The organism is Cupriavidus sp. SK-4, from assembly GCF_000611125.1.
Lineage (GTDB): Bacteria > Pseudomonadota > Gammaproteobacteria > Burkholderiales > Burkholderiaceae > Cupriavidus > Cupriavidus necator.
In genome coordinates this window covers 1-19,498 of sequence record NZ_JFJW01000064.1, presented here as the reverse complement: position 1 = coordinate 19,498, position 19,498 = coordinate 1, and the positions used below count along the sequence as shown (strand labels likewise).

The window sequence follows — 19,498 nt, the reverse complement described above, 5'->3', positions numbered from 1 at the left end:
ACTGGCACGCGTCATTTCTCCTCGGCCTTGGAGATGTCGGGAAGGTGGTGCGCGATGCCCTTGTGGCAGTCGATGCAGGTCTTCTCCTTGTTGGCCAGGTAGTTGGAGTGCATGGCCTGCGCGCGCGGGCTCTGGCGCGTGAAGTCCATCGACTGGTAGTCGTGGCAGTTGCGGCATTCCAGTGAATCATTGGCCTTGAAGCGTGCCCATTCATGCTGCGCCAGGGTGAGCCGGTGCGCCTGGAACTTTTCGCGGGTGTCGACGGTGCCGAAGATCTTGGCCCAGACCTCCTTGGACGCCTGCATCTTGCGCGCCATCTTGGAGGTCCAGTTGTGCGGCACGTGGCAGTCCGAGCACTTGGCGCGCACGCCGCTGCGGTTGGTGAAGTGGATGGTGCCCTGCAGCTCCTGGTAGACGTTGTCGCGCATCTCGTGGCAGCCGGTGCAGAACTGCTCGGTGTTGGTCAGTTCCAGCGCGGTGTTGAATGCGCCCCAGAACACCACGCCGGCGATAAAGCCGCCGAGCGTCAGGAAGCCCAGGCTGAAATACGCGCTGGGCCGGTTGATGGTTCGCCAGTAACGCTTGAGCAGGTCGAGCATGGCGCGCATCCGCTAGTTGGATGAGCCCTTGACGCCGGGCTTGCGCTTGAGCAGCTGCTCGACGTCAATGAAGGTGTTGCCCACCAGCGGCTTGGCGTCGGCCTGCGGCACATGGCATTGCGTGCAGAAGTAGCGGCGCGGCGAGACGTCGGCCAGCACGTTGTTGTCGCGGTCCATGTAGTGCGTGATGCTGACCGGGATCGCCTGGGTTTCCTCGGTGCGCGTGCGGGCGTGGCAGAACATGCAGCGGTTGAAGTCCTTGTCGACCTGGTAGCCGTCGATCTTGTGCGGGATCGTCGGCGGCTGCATGGTGTAGTTGCGGGTGCGGCGGATGTCCTTGTTCTCGGTCGGGTAGAGCAGCGGCGCCTTGCTCTCGCTGGCGATGGGCGTGGGGCCGCGCATCGCGTCGACCAGGCCCTGGGCGTGCGCCGGCATTGCCAGCACGGCCAGCAGCAGCGCACACAGGGCCAGCATCCAGGATCGGCTTGGTTTCATGGCGTCTCCCTGTTCGATTCCGGGCTAGACCTTGACGATCTTGACCGCGCACTTCTTGAAGTCCGTCTGCAGCGAGATCGGGCAGGTGGCGTCCAGCGTCACCTTGTTGATCAGCTGGCTGGCATCGAACCACGGCACGAACACCAGCCCGCGCGGCGGCGCGTCGCGCCCGCGGGTCTCCACGCGCGAGCGCATGCGCCCGCGCCGCGACACCACTTCCACCTCGACGCCGCGGCGCAGCCCCATTGCCTTGGCGTCTTCCGGATGCATGAACACCACCGCGTTGGGGAAGGCGCGATACAGCTCCGGCACGCGCCGCGTCATCGAGCCGGAATGCCAGTGCTCCAGCACGCGGCCGGTGGCCAGCCAGAACGGGTATTCCTTGTCGGGCGACTCGGCTGCCGGCTCGTAGGGCAGGGCGAAGATCACCGCCTTGCCGTCGGGGTTGCCGTAGAACTGGTAGCCGGTGCCGGCCTTGACGTAAGGGTCGCTGCCCTCGCGGTAGCGCCAGCGGGTCTCCTTGCCGTTGACCACCGGCCAGCGCAATCCGCGCGCCTCATGGTAGGCGTCGAACGGGGCCAGGTCGTGGCCGTGGCCGCGGCCGAAGGTTGCGTACTCTTCAAACAGGCCTTTCTGCACATAGAAGCCGAAGGCCTTGGCCTCGGCGTTGTGGTACTCGGCGTTGACTTCCTTGAGCGGGAACTTGTCGACCTGGCCATTGCGGTAGAGCACGTCGAACAGGGTCTTGCCGCGGTACTCCGGCTTCTTCGCGATCAGCTCGGCGGGCCAGACGTCCTCGACCTTGAAGCGCTTGGAGAACTCCATCAGCTGCCACAGGTCGGAGCGCGAGTCGCCCGGGGCATCGACCAGCTGGTGCCAGAACTGCGTGCGGCGCTCGGCATTGCCGTAGGCGCCTTCCTTTTCCACCCACATCGCGCTGGGCAGGATCAGGTCGGCGGCCAGCGCGGTCACGGTGGGGTAGGCGTCTGACACCACCACGAAGTTCTGCGGGTTGCGGTAGCCCGGCAGGCCTTCTTCCATCAGGTTGGCGGCGGCCTGCATGTTGTTGTTGACCTGCACCCAGTAGGCATTGAGCTTGCCGTCCTTGAGCATGCGGTTCTGCAGCACGGCGTGGTAGCCCGGCTTGTCGGGGATGGTGCCAGCCGGCAGCTTCCAGATGCGCTCGGCCTCTTCGCGGTGCTTGGGGTTGGTCACCACCATGTCGGCCGGCAGCCGGTGCGAGAAGGTGCCCACCTCGCGCGCGGTGCCGCACGCCGACGGCTGCCCCGTCAGCGAGAACGGGCTGTTGCCCGGCGTGGCGATCTTGCCGGTCAGCAGGTGCAGGTTGTAGACCATGTTGTTGGCCCAGCTGCCGCGCGTATGCTGGTTGAAGCCCATGGTCCACAGCGACATCACCTTGACGTTGGGGTCGGCATACAGTTCTGCCAGCTGGTCCAGCTTGGCCTTGGGCACGCCCGACAGCTTGCTGACGTAGTCGGCGTCGTACTTGGCCACGAAGCGCGCGAAGTCATCGAAGGTGATCGGGCGCGAGGCACCGGGATCGGCAGCGTTCTTGGCCGCCTTCTGCAGCGGATGTTCCGGGCGCAGGCCATAGCCGATGTCGGTCACGCCTTCCTTGAAGACCGTATGCTTGTTGACGAAGTCCTTGTTGACCTTGTTGTTCTTGATGATGTAGTGGGCGATGTAGTTCATCATCGCCAGGTCGGTCTGCGGCTTGAAGATGACCGGGATGTCGGCCAGGTCGAAGGAACGGTGCGTGAAGGTCGACAGCACCGCCACCCGCGTCTTGGGGTAGCTCAGGCGCCGGTCGGTGATGCGGGTCCACAGGATCGGGTGCATCTCGGCCATGTTCGAGCCCCACAGCACGAAGGCATCGGCGGCCTCGAAATCGTCGTAGCAGCCCATCGGCTCGTCCATGCCGAAGGTACGCATGAAGCCCTGCACGGCCGATGCCATGCAGTGGCGCGCGTTGGGGTCGATATTGTTGGAGCGGAAGCCCGCCTTGTAGAGCTTGGAGGCGGCATAGCCTTCCCACACCGTCCACTGGCCGGAACCGAACATCCCCACCGCGGTCGGCCCTTTTTCCTTCAGTACGCGCTTGAACTGGCGTTCCATCTCGTCGAAGGCGCGTTCCCACGTGACCGGAGCGAATTCGCCGTTCTTGTCGTACTTGCCGTTCTTCATACGCAAGAGCGGCTTGGTCAGCCGGTCCTGCCCGTACATGATCTTCGACAGGAAATAGCCCTTGACGCAGTTCAGGCCCTTGTTGACCTCGGCCTGCGGATCGCCCTGCGTGGCCACCACCTTGTTGTCCTTGACCGCCACGGTCACGCCGCAGCCGGTGCCGCAGAAGCGGCAGGGCGCCTTGGACCACTTCAGCTTGGTCATGTCGCTGTCAGTGACAAAGTTGGCGGCCCCGGCCGGCAGCGTTACGCCGGCAACCGATGCGGTCGCGGCGACAGCGGTCTGCTTGATGAAGTCACGACGAGAGATGGTCATGTGCCTGCCTCCTCGTTCATTGCCGGGTCCATTGCTTCGTGCATCGCCTCGGCGTCTTCGTTGTGCTGGTAGACGAGCGCGGCCGACAGCACGCCCTCGAGCTGGTGCAGGTAGGTCAGGTGCGCGGCAATGGCGCGCGAGGTGGGGGCTTCGATGGTGACCACGAGCTTGCCGGCATCGCTGGCGGCGTGGACTTCGGCGCCGGTGATGGCGTCGATCGCGGCGCGCACCTGCGCCAGGCTGTCGGGAATGGCATGCACGACGATGCCGGCGATATGCCACTCTGCGCTCGCGGGCAGCGGCTGGATGGGGATGGCACGTCTTGCTGCGGGCATGCGCAAGCTCCGGTTCGATGCCGTTTCAGTCTGTGCTGCAGCTTTTTTTTCTGTCAAATGCCGCCCCGGTCGCGGCAAGTATTGCGCACCGGGCTTGCCGGGCCGCTCAATGCGACGGCGGACCGCTGATCAGTTGGGTCATCCAGACAATGAACCCATAGCCTGCCACGATGATGACGGAGAGCACCGGCACCATCACGGCGGTCAGGAAAAGGAAACTGCGCAGTTCTTCTTGCTTGCGCTGCGGATCGCGGGCTTCACCGGTTTCCATCATGGTGTGAAGTAATCGGCAAAAGTGATCAGGCAAGACACCTGATGCGTTACACCATTAAAGGAAGCGCCAGCCAAGGTGTCAAGACTGCACTCGCTTACCCGTGCCCACGGCTCAGGGGATCAGGCCGCGCGCGCGGCCCAGTGCCACCGCTTCTGTGCGGCTTTGCGCGCCCAGCTTGGCATGGATGCGGCGCAGGTGCGACTTGACGGTCAGCTCGGACAGGAACAGCTTCTGCGCGATCACCCGATTGCGGTAACCCGCGGACAGCATGTGCAGCACTTCCAGTTCGCGCCCGGTCAGCGGGTCGGGCTGGTGCGCCGGTTCCGCGGGCGGTTCTGCGGCCGGCTTGGTCGAGCCTGCGTCGGTGAGCCGCGCGAGCAGGCTGGCGACAAAGGGCTCGGCCACGCCAAGCGCTGCTGCCTGTGCCAGATAGGCGCCTGCCCAGGCCCGCAGCAGCACGGCAACGCGTTCGCCTTCTTCCAGGAAGGAGCGCAAGAAGCCTTCATGGCTGGCCAGGCGCAGGGCTTCGGTGATTTCCTGCAGGGCGGCATCGCGCTGCTGCATGCCGTCGAGCGCGGTGGCGCGCAGGATGCGCAGCCGGATCAGGCGCCAGTAGCGCTGGCGTGCCAGTGCGGCCTCGATGGCGGCATCCAGCGCGGACAGCGCCGGCGCGATATTGCCGCGCGCGATGTCGAGCCGGCAGCGCGCGATGGAAGGCCGGTCGATATCGTTGGCATGGCCGGTGGCGTCCAGTGCTTCCCAGCCGCCGTACAGGTCGGCCGCCTGCAACGCCTGCAATGCGGTTTCCAGCTTGCCCTCCAGCGTGGCGACGCGTGCGCGCTCCAGCCAGGCCGAGCACACGATGCGCGCAGTGCCGGACTGCTGTCCCAGTTGCTCCAGTTCAGCCAGGCGCTGCAGCCACTGGCCGCGGTCGCCGCGCGCCAGCGCCAGCCGCGCGCTCAGCACGTGGCAGGCGATCATCGAATCGGGCGGGCCGTTGCCTTTGCTGTAGGGCAGGGCATTGGTCAGCAGGCGCCAGGCCTCTTCCAGCGCATCGTGCTCATACAGCGCCAGTGCCCAGAACACGTCGCTGCCCGGACTGTCGCCGGACGCGGCGCGCAGGCGCGCCAGCGCGTTGCCCAGGCGTCCCTGCACCAGGTCGATCACGCCTTCCAGCGTGTCGCTGACACCGCGTACCGACTGCGGCTGCTGCGCGCGCAGCGTCGCCCGCGAGAGCACGCTGCGCGCTTCGTCGTAGCGGTGCGTGCAGATCAGCGCGTAGGCCAGCGAATTGGCCAGGATGCGGTACTGGAAGCGCTCGTCCGGCGCCAGGCGGCGCAGGTGCGCGCCGGCGGCATCGCGGCAGGCCTCGACCTGGTCGGTCAGGGCCAGCAGCACGCAGTGGATGGTCTGTGCTTCCACCCCCAGGCGCGCGCGCTGGTTGTCGTCGCCGGGTTGCTCCAGTTCGGGCTGGAACGGCGCCAGTGCGGCCATGGCCTCGGCGTGGCGCCGGTTAAGCAGCAGCACCCATGCGCGTGTCAGTGCCAGTGCCGGCTGCCGCGCCAGCGTTGCGGGATGGATCTGGTCGAACCAGCGCAGCAGCAGGCGTACCCGCCCGGTGCCCAGCAGCGAGTCGGACTGGCTGGCAATGGCGTTGAGGGCCTCGTCATGCCGGCCCGCCTGCAGCAGGTGGTCCACCGCGGGGATCGGGTAGCCGTGCTCCAGGTACCAGTGCGCGGCGGCCAGGTGCAGCGGCGCGACCCGCTCCGGCGCCTGCACGGCCAGCCGGTGCTGCAGGAAGCTGGCAAAGAGGCGGTGGTAGCGGTACCACGTGCGTTCGGCATCGAGCGGGAACAGCAGCAGGTTGGCGCGTTCGAGGTGATCCAGCATCTCGCGCGCGTCGGCGCGGCCGGTGAGGGCGTCGCACAGCGGCGCGCTCAGCTGGCCCAGCACGCTGGTTTCCAGCAGGAAGGCGCGGCACGCGTCGGATTGCCGCGCCAGGATGTCCTCGGCCAGGAATTCGCCCAGCTCCAGATGGGTGCCGGAAAACGCGGCGACGAAGGCGGCGTGGTCGCCACGCTGCTGCAGCGACAGCGCGGCCAGGTAGATCGCGGTGGCCCAGCCTTCGGTGCGGCGGTGCAGCGTGGCAATGTCGCTGTCGCGCAGCGGCAGGCCGCAGCGCCCGCGCAGCAGCTGCGTGGCCTCGTCGACGGAAAAATGCAGGGCGGCGGGCGGGATCTCAAGCAACTGCCCGCGTGCACGCAGCCGGCCCAGGCCGATTTCCGGCGCGGTGCGCGAGCCGATCACCAGCGTGCCGCAGGGCGGCATCGCGTCGATCAGCTGCTGCACCAGGTCCAGCGCCGGCAGGCTCTGCAAGGTCTCGAAATCGTCCAGCACGATCGCGAACGGCTGCGCCGCGGCGCCCACTTGCCCCAGGATGCGCTGCGCCAGGCGTGGTCCGCTGGCCGGCTCCTGCGCTGCCGCGCCGCGCCGCTTGCCGCCGCGCAGCGCGGCCAGGCCGGCGTCCAGGTGGACCAGCAGCCGCTCCAGGTCATTGTCGCCCGCATCCAGGCGCAGCCACACCGTGGCTTGCTGCTGCGCTGCGCAATGCTCCGCGTATTGCTGCATCAGCGTGGTCTTGCCAAAGCCGGCCGCGGCCCGCACCAGGATCACGCGGGCCGCGCGGTCCTGCGCCATGCGCGCGACCAGGTGCGGACGGCCGATCGTGGCGGGGTGCGCCACGGGGGGCGCTAGTTTGGATGCGAGCACCGTCGGCAGCGGGCCGCCGCTCACGGCGTGGTTGTCGAAGGGATGCAATGCACTCTCCTAGGGCGATGGCCGTCACCGCCACCCTGGCCCGCATGCGGCGGACAAGATCATAAGTGCTGTATCGGCAATTTTTTGGCGGGAGGGCATCAGGTCCGGGCGATTGTTCCACGGCCCTAAGGGTTGCGTCCTAGTTCGTTTGGACGATTCTGGCGGATTGCTGATTTTCCTCCCTTTGGCAGACGACACCGGCGCCCGAGCCTCCTACAGTGGCCCGCACGCGCTCCCGGCAGCGGCCCACAGAGGCTGGCCGGGCATGGCGGGGCAGGATGCCGGCACGGCACGAGGCCGGCTGCCGGAGACGAGACACAGGAGACAAGGTATGCAGCAAGGCAGGCGCAGGGTTTTGCAGCAAATGGGTCTGGGCGTCGCGGGTGCGGCGCTGGCAGGGGTCGGGCTGGGCGCGCGGGCGCAGGGTGGTGCGGGGGTGGATTTCCCGGCACGCACGGTGCGCGTCGTGATGCCGTATGCCGCGGGGGGGACCGGCGACGTGGTCGCGCGCATGGTCGCGGACGGCCTTGCCAAGGCATGGGGCAAGGCCGTGGTGGTGGACAACCGGCCGGGAGCGGGGGGCATGATCGGCGCGGACATGGTGGCCAAGGCCGAGCCGGACGGCTATACGCTGTTGTTCGCGCTGACTGGCCTGGTGCAGGCCCCGCTCCTGTACAGCAAGGCAACCTACAACGCGGTGCGTGACTTCGCGCCGATCTCGGAGCTGGCGACAGCCAACTTGGCGCTGGTAGTCCAGCCCGACGTGCCGACGGCCAACGTGAAGCAACTGATCGACTACATCCGCAAGCTGGGCAAGCCGCTGCCGTACGGCACCTACGGGCTGGGTTCCAGCGGGCATCTGCAGATGGAGATCTTCGGCCGCAACGCCAGGGTCGAGCTGACCCACGTGCCCTACAAGGGCGAGGGCCCGCTGGTCAATGACCTGCTTGGCGGCCAACTGCCCGCCGGCATCGTGGCCGCGGTCACCGCGCGCCAGCATGCGCGCGCCGGCAAGCTCAAGGTGGTCGCCGTGGCCGGGCAATCGCGCTCGCCGCTGCTGCCGGATGTGCCGACCTTCCAGGAGGCGGGCGTGTCCGGGCTGGAGCGCCAGGGCTGGCTGGGCCTGTTCGCGCCGGCGGCGACGCCGCGCGCCGTGGTCGACAAGGTGTCTGCCGACGTCAACCGCGTGCTGGCCAACCCCGAGCTGCACACACGGCTGGTCGATCTCGGCATCATCGTCAAGGGAAGTTCCCCCGCGGCCTTTGCCGATGTGGTGAAGGTGGAGCAGACCTACTGGGCCGAAGCGATCCGGGCGTCCAATATCCGCCTGGACTGACGCGGCCCCGGCAGGGATGGCGGCAGGCAGGGCCGGCTTGTGCGGGCACCTGCCTGCCGTGCCGTTTACTGGTAGGTCACTACCACCACGTACGCGTCCGGCGTGCCGCGTTGCCCGGCACGGGCGGGCTCGACGTCCAGCCTCGCCACGCCGATGCGGGCTTGCCCGGGCATCCGCGCAGGCGACATCGGCAAAGGGGCCGAGACGATCTGCCCCGACGGCTGCTGGCAGCTCGCCTGCAACAGTCCGGCCGACGGACTGAAGCCACAGGACGGGTACGAGATTCCCCCAAGGAACGTAATGGTGCCGGTATGCGCGGCAGCGGGGCCGGCCCCCGCGGCTGCCAGAAGACCTGCTGCGACCAGCCGGCCGGCAACGCCGGCGGCCTTCCTGCTGAGTTCGACCGCTTTCATGACTACCCTCTTATTGTCAGCGTGGCGCAGAGACAGGCCGCCACTGAGAACCGGCACAGTGCAGGCCCATGGATCCGCGCGTGGGCCATATTCATCATAGCGACGGTTTCAGAACATTCTTAAGGGTTATGACACTTTTGTGACAATTGAGCTTGGTGACGGCCGCTGTCCTACCGCAGGATCAGCCGCGAGCGGGCAAAGCCTGCATGGGTGCGCAGCGCCTGCATCAACTGGTCTGACGGCACACGGTCGAGGTCGGTGACCACATAGCCGGTGTGGCCGCGCGTCTGCAGGTGCTGGCCGGTGATATTCACGCTCTCCTGCGCCAGCAGCGTGTTCAGCGCCGCCAGGGCGCCCGGCGCGTTGCCGTGCACGTTGAGCAGCCGCGCCGGCGCGTGCAGCGGGCCGGGATCGACTTCGGGGAGGTTGACGGCGCCGATGGTGCCGCCGGTGGCCAGGAAGTGCGCCAGCTTGGCCGCCACTTCGGTGCCGATATTCTCCTGCGCCTCTTCGGTGCTGCCGCCCACGTGCGGGGTCAGCAGCACGTTGGGCAGGTTCTGCAGTTCGCTGACGAAAGGATCGTTGTTGGTCTTCGGCTCCTCCGGGAACACGTCGATGGCGGCACCGCCCAGGCGTTTCTCGCGCAGCGCCGCGGCCAGTGCGGCGATGTCCACCACGCTGCCGCGCGAGGCATTGATCAGGATCGCGCCCGGCTTGCAGGCGGCCAGGATGCGCGCATCGATCATATTGCGCGTGCGCGGCGTGGCTGGCACATGCAGGGTCACCACTTCGGCCTGCGACACGGCTTCTTCCAGCGATCCCGCAGCGCGCGCGGAGCCGTGCGAGAGCCGCGCCAGCACGTCGTAGTAGACCACGCGCATGCCCATCGATTCGGCCAGCACGCCCACCTGCGAGCCGATATTGCCGTAGCCGACGATGGCAATGGTCTTGCCGCGCGCCTCGAACGCGCCGGCGGCGCCCTTGGCCCACTTGCCGGCGTGTGCCAGGGTGTTCTTCTCCGGGATCCGGCGCAGCAGCATCACCGCTTCGGACACCACCAGCTCGGCCACCGAGCGGGTGTTGGAGAAGGGCGCGTTGAACACCGGGATGCCGGCGGTGGTGGCGGCTTCCAGGTCCACCTGCGAGGTGCCGATGCAGAAGCAGCCAACCGAGAGCAGCCCGGGCGCGCTGCGGATGTCGTCGGCGCGCAGGTGGGTGGCAGAGCGGATGCCGACCACGTCGTGGCTGGCCAGCACCTGGCGCAGTTCGGCACCGGCCAGGGCGCCGGTGCGGCGCTCGACCTGCAGGCCGGCTTCAGCCAGCCGGGCGTTGGCACTCTGGTGGATGTTCTCGAGCAGGATCGCAGTGGTCACGTTCTTTTCCGCATGGAGGGTGGGCGGCGGTTGCCGCATCACCACCATTCTGCGCGCAAAAAGGCCCGTGGGCCGGGGAGCCCCTGCTGCCGGCAATGGCACCGGCTGCCTCGCTGGCCTTGCTTCAGCGCGAGTGGCGCGAGTCGCCGCCGAGCGGGTCGACGATGATCATGGTCTGGCGCAGCACGCCGGCATCATCGAAGTAGCAGCTGAAATGCGCGGTCTGCAAGCCATCCTTGTACATGCGCCAGGACCAGGCCTCACGCTTCATCAGCGAGTAGTACTGGATGGGCTCGCGCGGCAGGCCAAAGCGCTCCTGCACGTCCTTCTTGGTCCAGGTCCCGACCTGGGCGCGGTAGATCTCCGTCTCGGTCAGCATCTGGCGATAGTTGGTGAGCTTGCCGCTGGCGTCGAAATCAGCGGCATAGACCTCATGGCCGAGGGGCTGGCGCGACCAGATCCAGCGGGTGGTGCCGTCGGCGAGGCGGTAGGTCTCGGTGGGGGATCCGAAGGTACTGCGTACGGCACTTTCAGGGCTGCCGATCATTTGCTTGCCGGTCTGTTCCGGCTGCAAGGTCGCACAGGCCCCGAGCGAGCCGAGCACGACAGCGGCAACGCACAGTTTGCCGAGATACCGGGATGGCGTGCGGGATTGCATGGCGCTCTCCTGCGGACGAGATGCCCGCATCCCGCCATTTTCCGTCCGCCAGGCCGGCCCGTGCAACACCGGCTGGTGCCAGCCAGGACCGGCCGGCCAGTGCGGCGCCGGCGCTGGCTTAGCAGCGGCCTTTCTTGGCCTGTCCCGGCGGACAGAAGGACTCGTTGCCGTACGGGTCGACGCGGCAGTTGCCCTTCTTTGCCTGCCCCGGCGGGCAGCCCTGGGGGCCGCTGCCGTAGGTGTCATAGGGGGCTACCACGCAGCCGCCCAGCAGTGCGCTGCAGGCGACCAGAAGGGCCAGAGCGGATTTCATCGCATTCTCCTTGTTGTGGGGGATTCCATTTGCGACAGGAGAATAGATGGTGGCAGCGTCTTTGTCTGTAAGGAATAGTGAAAGCCGCCCGTTCAGGGTGAATGCCGGCTATTTGCCGGCGGCGTCGGCGGGGCGCTTCCCGGCTGGCCTGGGCCGGCGCACCGCGCGGATCTTGCCGCTGTTGCCGCCACCGCAGAAGAACTGGTCGCCGCCATCGGACTCCAGCCCCGACACGCCCGCGCCGGCCGGCATGGTGACCGATTCCAGCACCGCGCCCGATTGCGGGTCGATGTGCCGCAGCTCGCTCTGGTCGCCTTCCCAGGTGCCGTGCCAGAGCTCGGCATCGACCCAGGTGACGCCAGTGACAAAGCGGTCGGACGTGATGGTGCGCAGGATCGCACCGGTCTGCGGATCGACCTGGTGGATCTTCCGCTCCCGGTACTGGCCCACCCACAAGGTGCCTTCGGCCCAGGCAAGCCCCGAGTCGCCGCCGCCGCCCGGCGCGGGGATCGTGGCCAGCACGCGGCCGCTTTGCGGATCGATCTTCTGGATCCGGTCCTCGGCAATCTGGTACAGGTGCTGGCCGTCGAAAGCCGTTCCGGCATGGGCGGGGACATCGAGCGAGCGCAGTGTCCTGCCGGTGACCGGGTCCAGGGCATTGAGCTTGTCTCCGCTGGCAAACCAGACCCGCTGGCCGTCATAGCTGACACCGTGGACGTTCTCGACCCCGGGGAAGGGACCATACTCGCGAAGCACTTCGGCTTGTGATCGTTTCATGTTGTCATCCTGGTGGCTTGGGGATGGCTACATGCTAGTCAATCGGCAGCGGCGAGGGGAGTAACAAGGCCGTCGTGAATCCCGGCACCGGCGGCGTCATCCAGCGGCGCGCGCGCCCGTGGCCAAGGGACTGGATCTTGCCCGCGGCCGCCAGCGTTTCAAGTGCCCGTTGCACCGAGCGCTGGCTGGCACCCAGCGCCAGCGCTAGGGCAGAGCTGGACCATGACTCGCCATCGGCCAGCAAGGCGAGCAACGCCGCGTGTTTCTCTTCCACGGGCCGGGCCAGCACCACCACCTCGCGCGCGCGGTGCGGCACCAGCGCGAAGCCGCGCCCGGTTGCCGTGACGCCGGCAAATGCGCCAAGCACCGCGCGCAGCCGCCCGATCTCGACACGCAGCCGCGCGCGGTGCGAAGCATCGGCGTGCCTGGTGCGGAAGGCGTGCGCGATCAGCATGTCCCGGGGCACGTCGGCGGGCCAGGCCTCGGCCAGCGCGCGCGCCAGCGTGAACAACACCGGCCGCCTGGCGAGCGGGACCGCGGTGCCAGCGCAGCGCACGGCATAGCGGCACGCATCCACGACCAGCGCTTTCGACGCCAGCAGCGCTTCGACTTCCTCGAGCAGCAGCGGCCGTTCCTCGCCGCGCGCGATGCGGCGTGCCGCGGGGCTGTGCAGCGCCTGGGCCGCGCTTTCGACCTCGGCGCTCAAGGATGGGATGCCGGCGCGCTGCGCCGCGTGCGCGGCCTGTGCCAGCGCGATGCGCGCCGGCCTGGTCTGCACGCGCCGCATCGCAATGCCAGCCACGATCAGGGCATGGGCTGTGCGCAACGCGGGCGGGAAGGGGGTGGGGTCGAGCCCGGCCAGCGCCTGCTCGGCGTCGTCGATGCGGCCGATCAGCAGCAGCCGCCGGATCGCCAGATACCGCGCATGGGCGGCGTTGACCCAGTCGCCGTGCGCTTCAAGGGTGGCGCGCGCGCTGTCCAACGTCTTTGCCGGCCAGGCCAGGTCGCGAGAGACAAAGGCGATCTCCGTTTCGGCCACCACGCACCTGGCGCGCGCTACGGCTTCGCGCGGACCGAAGGCGCGCGCCGCGCTGCGCAACAGTGCCCGGGCGCGGATGAAGTCGCCAAGCTGGGCCATGGCGATGCCGCGCAGCGCCAGCGCCGGCGGATCGTCGCGCAGGGCAACCCGGTTCAGCGCGCCAAGCGGATCACCCGCGGCAAGCGCGAGCGCCGCGGCGGCAATGCGTGAGTCCATCCGAATCCCGCCAGAAATCCCGCCACACTTGTCACTCCCACCGTTGGAAGCCGGCGCCTAATCTAGCACATGAACACCAACCAACGGAGGGATGCACGATGACCACACACAGCACCGGAACCCGTGAAGCCTGGCTGGCCGCGCGGCGTGAACTGCTCGAGGCCGAAAAGGATCTCACCCGACGCAGCGATGAACTGGCACGGCAGCGCCAGGCGTTGCCGTGGGTTCGAATCGACAAGCCCTACCGGTTCGAGACCGCGGCGGGCAGCGCCTCGCTGGCAGACCTGTTCCAGGGACGTTCGCAACTGCTGGTCTACCACTTCATGTTCGGCCCGGACTACCAGGCAGGGTGCCCGTCCTGCTCCGCGATTGCGGACGGGTTTGACGGCTTTGCCGTCCACCTGGCGCATCACGACGTCACGCTGGCCGCGGTGTCGCGGGCACCGTTGGCGAAATTGCAGGCGTACCAGCGGCGCATGGGCTGGACGTTTCCGTGGGCGTCGTCGCAGGGCAGCGACTTCAACACGGACTTCAACGTCTGGTTCAGCGAAGCGCAACAGCGCCAGGGCAATATCGACTACAACTACCGGCGCGAGGCGGCATTCGCCTGGCGCCCTGAGCTGGAGGCCGGCGGCGCAGCTGCCGAGGCCCGGTTTGCTGCCATGTGCGGCACCGATGCCGCGACGTACCAGCGCGACCGGCCCGGCATGAGCGCCTTCGCACTGGAAGATGGCGTTGTGTACCACACCTATTCCACCTATGCGCGCGGGCTGGATGGCCTGTGGGGCATGTACCAGTGGCTGGATCGCGCACCGCGCGGACGCAACGAGGCCGGGGTCTGGTGGCGCCGGCACGATGAGTACGAGCAGGGCTGAGGCAGGCCGTTTCCAGCGTACTCACCGCGCACAGGCTACGTTGGTGCGGGCAGGTTGGGGCGGATGACCGGGTGGTGCTCGCCAAGCGCGACCGCGAACAGCGCCGCAATCAGCGGCCGCTCCTTGCGCACCTCCAGGCAGCACAGCGAATAGTCGATCGACAGCAGCGGCTCGTCGACCGGCACCACCTGCAGGCCCGGCAGCGGGATGCATTCGATCTGCGTGACGAAGCTGATGCCCATGCCATTGGCCACCGCATGCAGGATGGCTTCGCGGCTGTTGATCTCCATCACGCAGTTCAGCGCTACGCCATGCTGTGCGCACGCGCGTTCGACACGAAGCCGGGTCTTCGATCCCGGCTCGCGCAGGATCACGGCTTCGCCGGCGACGTCTTGCACCGTGATCGAAGGGCGCGCGGCCAGCGGATGGCCAGCCGGCATCACGGCAACGATGCGCTCTCTCCGATACGGCGCGATATGCAGGCCATCGACCGGATCGGGCTCGGCCAGGATGCCGACGTCGATATCGAAATCCTGCAGGCCGCGCAGCACCGAGGCTTCCGAGCCGATGGTGACCGTCAGTTCCAGCGAAGCATGCGTGGAACGGAAACTACGCGCCAGCCCCAGCGCGATCGGCGGTGACACCGCGCCCACGCGCACCAGCCCGGTCTTGAGCTTGTGCGCGCTCTGCAGGAACTGCATGGCCTCTTCTTCCTGCCCGAACAATCCCTGGGTGATGGCGTAGAGCCGCTCGCCGGTGTCGGTCAGGCGCACGGTGCGGCCCGCGCGCAGGAACAGCTCCACGCCGAAGCGCGTCTCCAGTGCCTTGACCTGGTCGGTCACGGTCGGCTGCCCGATATGCAGGTATTGCGCCGCGGCAGTGAAGCCGCCCGTCCGGGCGACCGCATGGAAGCAGCGGATCGACTTGTAGTACTGGTGGAACATGGGGTCTCGATGGGGGCTGGCCGCCGTTCTGCGCGGCGTGTGCGGCGAGTCTCCCACAGACGCGTGCCGTTGCGTACAGGGTTTCCCCGAGGCTAGCAGCGTGCCGGCGATCCATCGGTTTTGGCGCACCTCGCCGTCAAAGATGCGATTGGACCGGGGGTTTGGCGTCTCCCAAACTTCAGCCACCAAGGAACGCGGCCCGAGCCGCCGCCCAGGCTACCCAAGAAAGAAGCGAGGAGACCCCATGAACCATGCCTACCACAACCCCGTGTCGATCCATTGCGGGGCTGGCAGCCTTGACCAGCTCCCGGCCCTGCTGCACGGCCGGCGCGTCATCGTCGTGACGTTTCCCGAAGCGCGCGCGCTGGGACTGGTGGCGCGGCTTGAAGCCCTGCTGGGCGCAGACCTTGTCGGGCTGATCGAAGATGTGCAGCCGAACCCGGATGTCGCCCAGTTGTCCGGCCTGTACAACCGCTTCTGGGAACACGCCGACGCTTGCGACGCCATCGTTGCGGTCGGCGGCGGCAGCGCGATCGATACCGCCAAGGCGTTGATGGTAGGAACCAGGTCGGGGCGGTTCGATTCGCTGATCAGCCTGCTGGCGACGGGCAAGTCGTTCACGCCGGCGCAGGTCAAGCCGCTGATCGCGGTGCCGACCACTGCCGGCACCGGCAGCGAAGTGACGCCCTGGGCCACCATCTGGGACGCCGCGAACCAGAAGAAGTACTCGCTTCACCTGCAGGCAACCTGGCCCGAAGCGGCCATCGTGGATGCGGAGCTGATGATGTCGGTGCCACGGGGCACCACGATCTCCACCGGGCTTGATGCCCTGTCCCACGCGCTGGAATCGATCTGGAACGTCAACGCCAACCCGATTTCCGACACCTTCGCGATTTCGGCGGTGGAGGACATCTTCGACACCTTGCCGGAACTGGTGCGCAACCTGGACGACATTGGCCTGCGTGAGCGCATGGCGCTGGCCGCCCTCAAGGCCGGACTGGCGTTCTCCAATACCAAGACGGCACTTGCGCACTCCATCTCCTACGAAATGACGCTGCGCCATGGCCTGCCGCACGGCATCGCGTGCTCGTTCACGCTGCCGATGGTGCTCGAAAAAGCCTGGGCACGCCGGCCCGACCGCGACCGCACGCTGCAGCGGTTGTTCGGGCCGGTGCTGGGCAACGGGCAGCAGAGGCTGCGCGCCTTCCTGCAGGACCTGGGCGTGAAGACCGAGTTTGCCGACTACGGCGTCTCCGACGACGAGGCCGGCGCCATGATCGCGCGTGCGCTGGACGGCGCCCGGGGCAGGAACTTCATCGGCGCTGTGCCGGCCTAGTGGCACGACCCCGGCCGACGGTACCGCCGGCCAACACGAGCCCGCAATACGGGCCGACAATACAAGAGGAGACAAAAATGGAAACTGCCGATCGCATCCAGGCAGGGGCGTTCGTCGCCCCGGCCGAGCATTCGTTCCGGCGAGCCCAGTGGCGCATGCTGCTGGCCGCGATGTTCTGCTACTTCTTCTTCTACACGGGGCGTCAGACCTTTGGCTTCGCCATTCCCGGCATCCAGCAGGAATTCGGGTTTTCCAAGGAAGCGCTGGGCTGGGCCTCCACCTGCCTGCTGTGGTGCTACGCCATCGGGCAGGCCATCAACGGCAACCTGGGTGACAAGTTCGGCGGCCGCCGCGTCATGACCGCCGGCGCGATCCTGTCGTGCGCCGCCAACTGGGTGGTCAGCTTCGCCGTCGGCTTCAAGAGCCTGGCGATTCCCTGGGGCATCAACGGCTACTTCCAGGCCCTTGGCTGGGCACCCGGCAGCCGGCTGCTGTCGAACTGGTGGGGCGCCGAAGAACGCGGCAAGGTCTACGGCTTCTACGTGTTCGCTGCCGGCTGCGCCTCGGTGCTGTCGTTCGTCACCTCGATCGTGGTCGTGAATATCCTGCACCTGGACTGGCGCTGGATCTTCCGCCTGCCGGTGCTGCTGATGCTGGTGGGCGGCATCACCTTCTTCCTGATCGTACGCGAGCGGCCGGAAGACCTTGGCTTCAAGTCGCCCGATACCGGCGTGGCCAAGGCCGAGGATGCAGAGAAGGCCATGGCATCCGAGACCGATGCCGATGAAAGCTCCTGGTCGCGCTACAAGGCCGTGCTGCGCAACCCGCGGCTGCTGGTCGCGGGCCTGTCGATCGGTTTTCAGAATGCCGCGCGCTATGGCCTGATCGTCTGGGTACCGGTGCACTTCCTGGGCAAGAACTGGAAAAGCGCCGAGACGCTGATCGACCCGGCCTGGATCTCGGTGGCGCTGCCGGTGGGCATGGCCTTCGGCGCACTGTCCAACGGCTGGATTTCCGACCGCCTGTTCGGCTCCAGCCGCAGCAAGGCCATCATGCTCTACATGGTGCTGGGTGCGATTGCCTCGATGATCATGTACCAGCTGCCCACGGGCATGGGCGCGATCGTCGCGCTGTTCCTTGCCGGCTTCTTCGTGTACGGCCCCGCCTCGTCCTTCTGGGCGCTGTGCCCGGACCTGGTCGGCGCCAAGCGCGCGGGCACCGCCACCGGCATCCTGAACTTCTTCTCGTACCTGCTCGCAGGCCTGGGCGAACCGCTGATCGGCCGCATCCTGGACCAGTCCGGCAATACCTCGCTGGTGTTCCCGATCGTGGCAACCAGCTGCATCATCAGCGCCGTGATCGCCGCCTTCATCCGCCGCTGAGCGCGCCGGGCCGGCTAGCCGCCGGCCCGCCTGCGACGGCTGCATCTCCTTCCACACACTGCTCAAGACCCGAGAGGGCAAGATCATGACCGCATTGCAAGCCATCCCCGAAATCCGCCATGAAGCGCTGCGCATCGCCGGCGAGAAAATCTACCGCGAAGACGTGATCGAGGTGACCTATCCGTACACCGGCGAAGCCATCGCCACCGTGCCGAAGGCCACGCTAGACGACGTGCGCCGCGCCTACCGCATCGCGCGCGACTACCAGCCCACGCTGACGCGCTATGAACGCTACAAGATCCTGATGCGCGCTGGCGAGATCATCGCCTCGCGCCTGGATGAGATCTCGCGCACCATCACGCTGGAATCCGGCCTGTGCCGCAAGGATTCGCTGTACGAGGTGGGCCGCGCCTCCGACGTGCTGTTGTTTGCCGCCAACCAGGCGCTGGTCGACGATGGCCAAGTGTTCTCGTGCGACCTGACCCACCATGGCAAGAGCCGCAAGGTCTATACGCTGCGTGAACCGTTGCTGGGCGTGATCACCGCGATCACGCCGTTCAACCATCCGCTCAACCAGGTGATCCACAAGGTGGCGCCGTCAGTGGCCACCAACAACCGCATGGTGCTCAAGCCCAGCGAGAAGACGCCGCTGGCGGCCTACCTGCTGGCCGATATCCTGTATGAGGCCGGGCTGCCGCCGCAGATGCTGTCGGTCATTACCGGCGACCCGCGCGAGATCGCCGACGAGATGCTGACGCACCCGGACGTGGACCTGGTGACCTTCACCGGTGGCGTGCCGATCGGCAAGTACATTGCCGCCACTGCCACCTACAAGCGCCAGGTGCTGGAGTTGGGGGGCAACGACCCGATCATCGTGATGGAAGACGCGGACCTGGAAGAGGCCGCCACGCTGGCGGCCAGCGGCTCGTACAAGAACTCCGGGCAGCGCTGCACGGCGATCAAGCGCATGCTGGTGCATGAGTCGGTGGCGGACCGCTTTGTCGACCTGCTGGTGGCCAAGACCGAAGCGCTCAGCTACGGCGATCCCATGGACCCGAAGGTGGACATGGGCACGGTCATCGACGAAGCCGCCGCGATCCAGTTCGAAGCCGTGGTCAATGAAGCGATTGCCGCCGGGGCCACGCTGCGCTACGGCAATATCCGGCGCGGCGCGCTGTATTCGCCGACGGTGCTCGATCATGTCGATCCCGGAATGACGGTGGCCAAACGAGAGACCTTCGGGCCGGTGTCGCCGGTGATCCGCTTCAGGGACATCGAGGATGCGATACGCATCTCGAATGGCACCGCCTACGGGCTGTCGTCGTCGGTCTGCACCAACCGGCTCGACTACATCACGCGTTTTGTGCGTGAGCTGAAGGTCGGCAGCGTCAATGTGCGGGAGGTGCCAGGGTATCGGCTGGAGCTGACGCCGTTTGGTGGGATCAAGGACTCTGGGCTGGGGTACAAGGAAGGGGTGTTGGAGGCGATGAAGAGTTTTACTAATACCAAGACGTATTCGTTGCCTTGGTAGTAGGGGTGGTTCGTGGTTGGCTTGTCGCCATGCGGTCGGTTGTCGGCCTTGACTAGAGTGGGCTGTTTCGCCGGCGTAGCCGGCGAGTCACTTTCTGTCCGAGCGACAGAAAGTAACCAAAGAGCGCGTCGCCTGGGCGGCTGGCCATCCATTCCACGGCGTTGGTGGTTCGAGCGGCGGTGCTTGCCGTTTGGGCGTGGTTGCCCGTTCGACCCAGCTACGCTCCCTGTCCGATGCCTACGTCGACGGACTATTGGACGAACCC

General features: G+C 67.2%; 18 protein-coding genes. 5 read left to right on the top strand and 13 right to left on the bottom strand.

Translation table 11 applies throughout. The annotated features are described in order from the left end of the window. Positions 1-11: 11 nt before the first annotated feature. The 6 genes from CF68_RS13150 to CF68_RS13125 all read right to left on the bottom strand — a co-directional run bounded on the left by CF68_RS13150 (position 12) and on the right by CF68_RS13125 (position 7,040). Positions 12-599 carry a cytochrome c3 family protein gene (locus CF68_RS13150; RefSeq protein ID WP_035819535.1) on the bottom strand — a complete coding sequence of 196 codons (588 nt, stop codon included), beginning with the start codon at positions 597-599 and terminating at the stop codon, positions 12-14. Between the two features lie 12 nt (positions 600-611). After that, positions 612-1,094, bottom strand: a complete 483-nt coding sequence (locus CF68_RS13145) for a nitrate reductase cytochrome c-type subunit (RefSeq protein WP_035819417.1) — start codon at positions 1,092-1,094, stop codon at positions 612-614. A gap of 24 nt (positions 1,095-1,118) precedes the next feature. Next, positions 1,119-3,614 carry a periplasmic nitrate reductase subunit alpha gene (gene napA / locus CF68_RS13140; RefSeq protein WP_035819414.1) on the bottom strand — a complete coding sequence of 832 codons (2,496 nt, stop codon included), beginning with the start codon at positions 3,612-3,614 and terminating at the stop codon, positions 1,119-1,121. After that, positions 3,611-3,949, bottom strand: coding sequence for a chaperone NapD (locus CF68_RS13135; protein WP_035819411.1), 339 nt, complete (start codon positions 3,947-3,949; stop codon positions 3,611-3,613). The genes napA and CF68_RS13135 overlap by 4 nt, the downstream gene beginning before the upstream one ends. 106 nt (positions 3,950-4,055) lie before the next feature. Next, the gene (napE, locus tag CF68_RS13130) at positions 4,056-4,223 is read right to left on the bottom strand and encodes a periplasmic nitrate reductase, NapE protein (RefSeq protein ID WP_369798867.1); all 168 of its coding nucleotides are present in this window, start codon (positions 4,221-4,223) and stop codon (positions 4,056-4,058) included. A gap of 111 nt (positions 4,224-4,334) precedes the next feature. Next, positions 4,335-7,040 (bottom strand): LuxR C-terminal-related transcriptional regulator, encoded by a 2,706-nt coding sequence (locus CF68_RS13125; RefSeq protein WP_051591521.1) that lies wholly within the window; start codon positions 7,038-7,040, stop codon positions 4,335-4,337. A gap of 331 nt (positions 7,041-7,371) precedes the next feature. Here CF68_RS13125 and CF68_RS13120 point away from each other — a divergent pair, with 331 nt between their 5' ends. Next, positions 7,372-8,376: a tripartite tricarboxylate transporter substrate binding protein gene (locus tag CF68_RS13120; protein ID WP_035819409.1), complete on the top strand. Its 1,005-nt coding sequence runs from the start codon at positions 7,372-7,374 to the stop codon at positions 8,374-8,376. Positions 8,377-8,441: 65 nt separating this feature from the next. Here CF68_RS13120 and CF68_RS13115 read toward each other — a convergent pair whose 3' ends face one another. From CF68_RS13115 to CF68_RS13090, 6 genes are all read right to left on the bottom strand, one after another. Beyond that, complete coding sequence (locus tag CF68_RS13115; RefSeq protein WP_035819530.1) at positions 8,442-8,789, bottom strand: hypothetical protein; 348 nt, start codon at positions 8,787-8,789, stop codon at positions 8,442-8,444. A gap of 170 nt (positions 8,790-8,959) precedes the next feature. Beyond that, complete coding sequence (serA, locus tag CF68_RS13110) at positions 8,960-10,210, bottom strand: phosphoglycerate dehydrogenase (protein WP_369798866.1); 1,251 nt, start codon at positions 10,208-10,210, stop codon at positions 8,960-8,962. 76 nt (positions 10,211-10,286) lie between these two features. Then, entirely contained in the window at positions 10,287-10,820 is a 534-nt protein-coding gene (locus tag CF68_RS13105; protein WP_035819406.1) for a hypothetical protein, read from the bottom strand. A gap of 118 nt (positions 10,821-10,938) precedes the next feature. Continuing rightward, a complete protein-coding gene (locus tag CF68_RS13100) occupies positions 10,939-11,133 on the bottom strand; it encodes a lipoprotein (protein ID WP_010813486.1) in 195 nt (64 codons plus the stop codon). Positions 11,134-11,241: 108 nt separating this feature from the next. After that, a complete protein-coding gene (locus tag CF68_RS13095; RefSeq protein WP_035819403.1) occupies positions 11,242-11,910 on the bottom strand; it encodes a glutamine cyclotransferase in 669 nt (222 codons plus the stop codon). A 34-nt stretch (positions 11,911-11,944) separates the two neighbouring features. Then, the gene (locus tag CF68_RS13090; RefSeq protein ID WP_035819400.1) at positions 11,945-13,165 is read right to left on the bottom strand and encodes a hypothetical protein; all 1,221 of its coding nucleotides are present in this window, start codon (positions 13,163-13,165) and stop codon (positions 11,945-11,947) included. A 98-nt stretch (positions 13,166-13,263) separates the two neighbouring features. On the opposite strand from CF68_RS13090, the gene CF68_RS13085 reads away from it, so the two are divergent. Beyond that, a complete protein-coding gene (locus CF68_RS13085) occupies positions 13,264-14,040 on the top strand; it encodes a DUF899 domain-containing protein (RefSeq protein WP_035819398.1) in 777 nt (258 codons plus the stop codon). Positions 14,041-14,075: 35 nt separating this feature from the next. Here the strand turns inward: CF68_RS13085 and CF68_RS13080 are convergent, their stop codons facing one another. Further along, positions 14,076-14,984, bottom strand: coding sequence for a LysR substrate-binding domain-containing protein (locus CF68_RS13080; protein ID WP_051591520.1), 909 nt, complete (start codon positions 14,982-14,984; stop codon positions 14,076-14,078). A 244-nt stretch (positions 14,985-15,228) separates the two neighbouring features. Between CF68_RS13080 and psrA the strand changes: the two genes are divergently transcribed. The 3 genes from psrA (at position 15,229) to phnY (ending at position 19,233) form a co-directional block, all read left to right on the top strand. Continuing rightward, entirely contained in the window at positions 15,229-16,320 is a 1,092-nt protein-coding gene (gene psrA / locus CF68_RS13075) for an iron-containing alcohol dehydrogenase PsrA (protein WP_035819396.1), read from the top strand. Positions 16,321-16,397: 77 nt separating this feature from the next. Next, complete coding sequence (locus CF68_RS13070) at positions 16,398-17,702, top strand: MFS transporter (RefSeq protein ID WP_035819395.1); 1,305 nt, start codon at positions 16,398-16,400, stop codon at positions 17,700-17,702. A gap of 85 nt (positions 17,703-17,787) precedes the next feature. Continuing rightward, complete coding sequence (gene phnY, locus CF68_RS13065; protein ID WP_035819393.1) at positions 17,788-19,233, top strand: phosphonoacetaldehyde dehydrogenase; 1,446 nt, start codon at positions 17,788-17,790, stop codon at positions 19,231-19,233. The last annotated feature ends 265 nt before the right edge of the window (positions 19,234-19,498 follow it).

Excerpts from the sequence above, each read along its gene's own strand:
- napA (WP_035819414.1), bottom strand. The coding sequence starts at position 3,614 with ATGACCATCTCTCGTCGTGACTTCATCAAGCAGACCGCTGTCGCCGCG.
- CF68_RS13085 (WP_035819398.1), top strand. The coding sequence starts at position 13,264 with ATGACCACACACAGCACCGGAACCCGTGAAGCCTGGCTGGCCGCGCGG.
- CF68_RS13070 (WP_035819395.1), top strand. The coding sequence starts at position 16,398 with ATGGAAACTGCCGATCGCATCCAGGCAGGGGCGTTCGTCGCCCCGGCC.
- CF68_RS13145 (WP_035819417.1), bottom strand. The coding sequence starts at position 1,094 with ATGAAACCAAGCCGATCCTGGATGCTGGCCCTGTGTGCGCTGCTGCTG.
- CF68_RS13120 (WP_035819409.1), top strand. The coding sequence starts at position 7,372 with ATGCAGCAAGGCAGGCGCAGGGTTTTGCAGCAAATGGGTCTGGGCGTC.
- CF68_RS13135 (WP_035819411.1), bottom strand. The coding sequence starts at position 3,949 with ATGCCCGCAGCAAGACGTGCCATCCCCATCCAGCCGCTGCCCGCGAGC.
- psrA (WP_035819396.1), top strand. The coding sequence starts at position 15,229 with ATGAACCATGCCTACCACAACCCCGTGTCGATCCATTGCGGGGCTGGC.
- CF68_RS13105 (WP_035819406.1), bottom strand. The coding sequence starts at position 10,820 with ATGCAATCCCGCACGCCATCCCGGTATCTCGGCAAACTGTGCGTTGCC.
- CF68_RS13150 (WP_035819535.1), bottom strand. The coding sequence starts at position 599 with ATGCTCGACCTGCTCAAGCGTTACTGGCGAACCATCAACCGGCCCAGC.
- CF68_RS13080 (WP_051591520.1), bottom strand. The coding sequence starts at position 14,984 with ATGTTCCACCAGTACTACAAGTCGATCCGCTGCTTCCATGCGGTCGCC.
- CF68_RS13115 (WP_035819530.1), bottom strand. The coding sequence starts at position 8,789 with ATGAAAGCGGTCGAACTCAGCAGGAAGGCCGCCGGCGTTGCCGGCCGG.
- phnY (WP_035819393.1), top strand. The coding sequence starts at position 17,788 with ATGACCGCATTGCAAGCCATCCCCGAAATCCGCCATGAAGCGCTGCGC.
- serA (WP_369798866.1), bottom strand. The coding sequence starts at position 10,210 with ATGGTGGTGATGCGGCAACCGCCGCCCACCCTCCATGCGGAAAAGAAC.
- napE (WP_369798867.1), bottom strand. The coding sequence starts at position 4,223 with ATGATGGAAACCGGTGAAGCCCGCGATCCGCAGCGCAAGCAAGAAGAA.
- CF68_RS13090 (WP_035819400.1), bottom strand. The coding sequence starts at position 13,165 with ATGGACTCACGCATTGCCGCCGCGGCGCTCGCGCTTGCCGCGGGTGAT.
- CF68_RS13100 (WP_010813486.1), bottom strand. The coding sequence starts at position 11,133 with ATGAAATCCGCTCTGGCCCTTCTGGTCGCCTGCAGCGCACTGCTGGGC.
- CF68_RS13095 (WP_035819403.1), bottom strand. The coding sequence starts at position 11,910 with ATGAAACGATCACAAGCCGAAGTGCTTCGCGAGTATGGTCCCTTCCCC.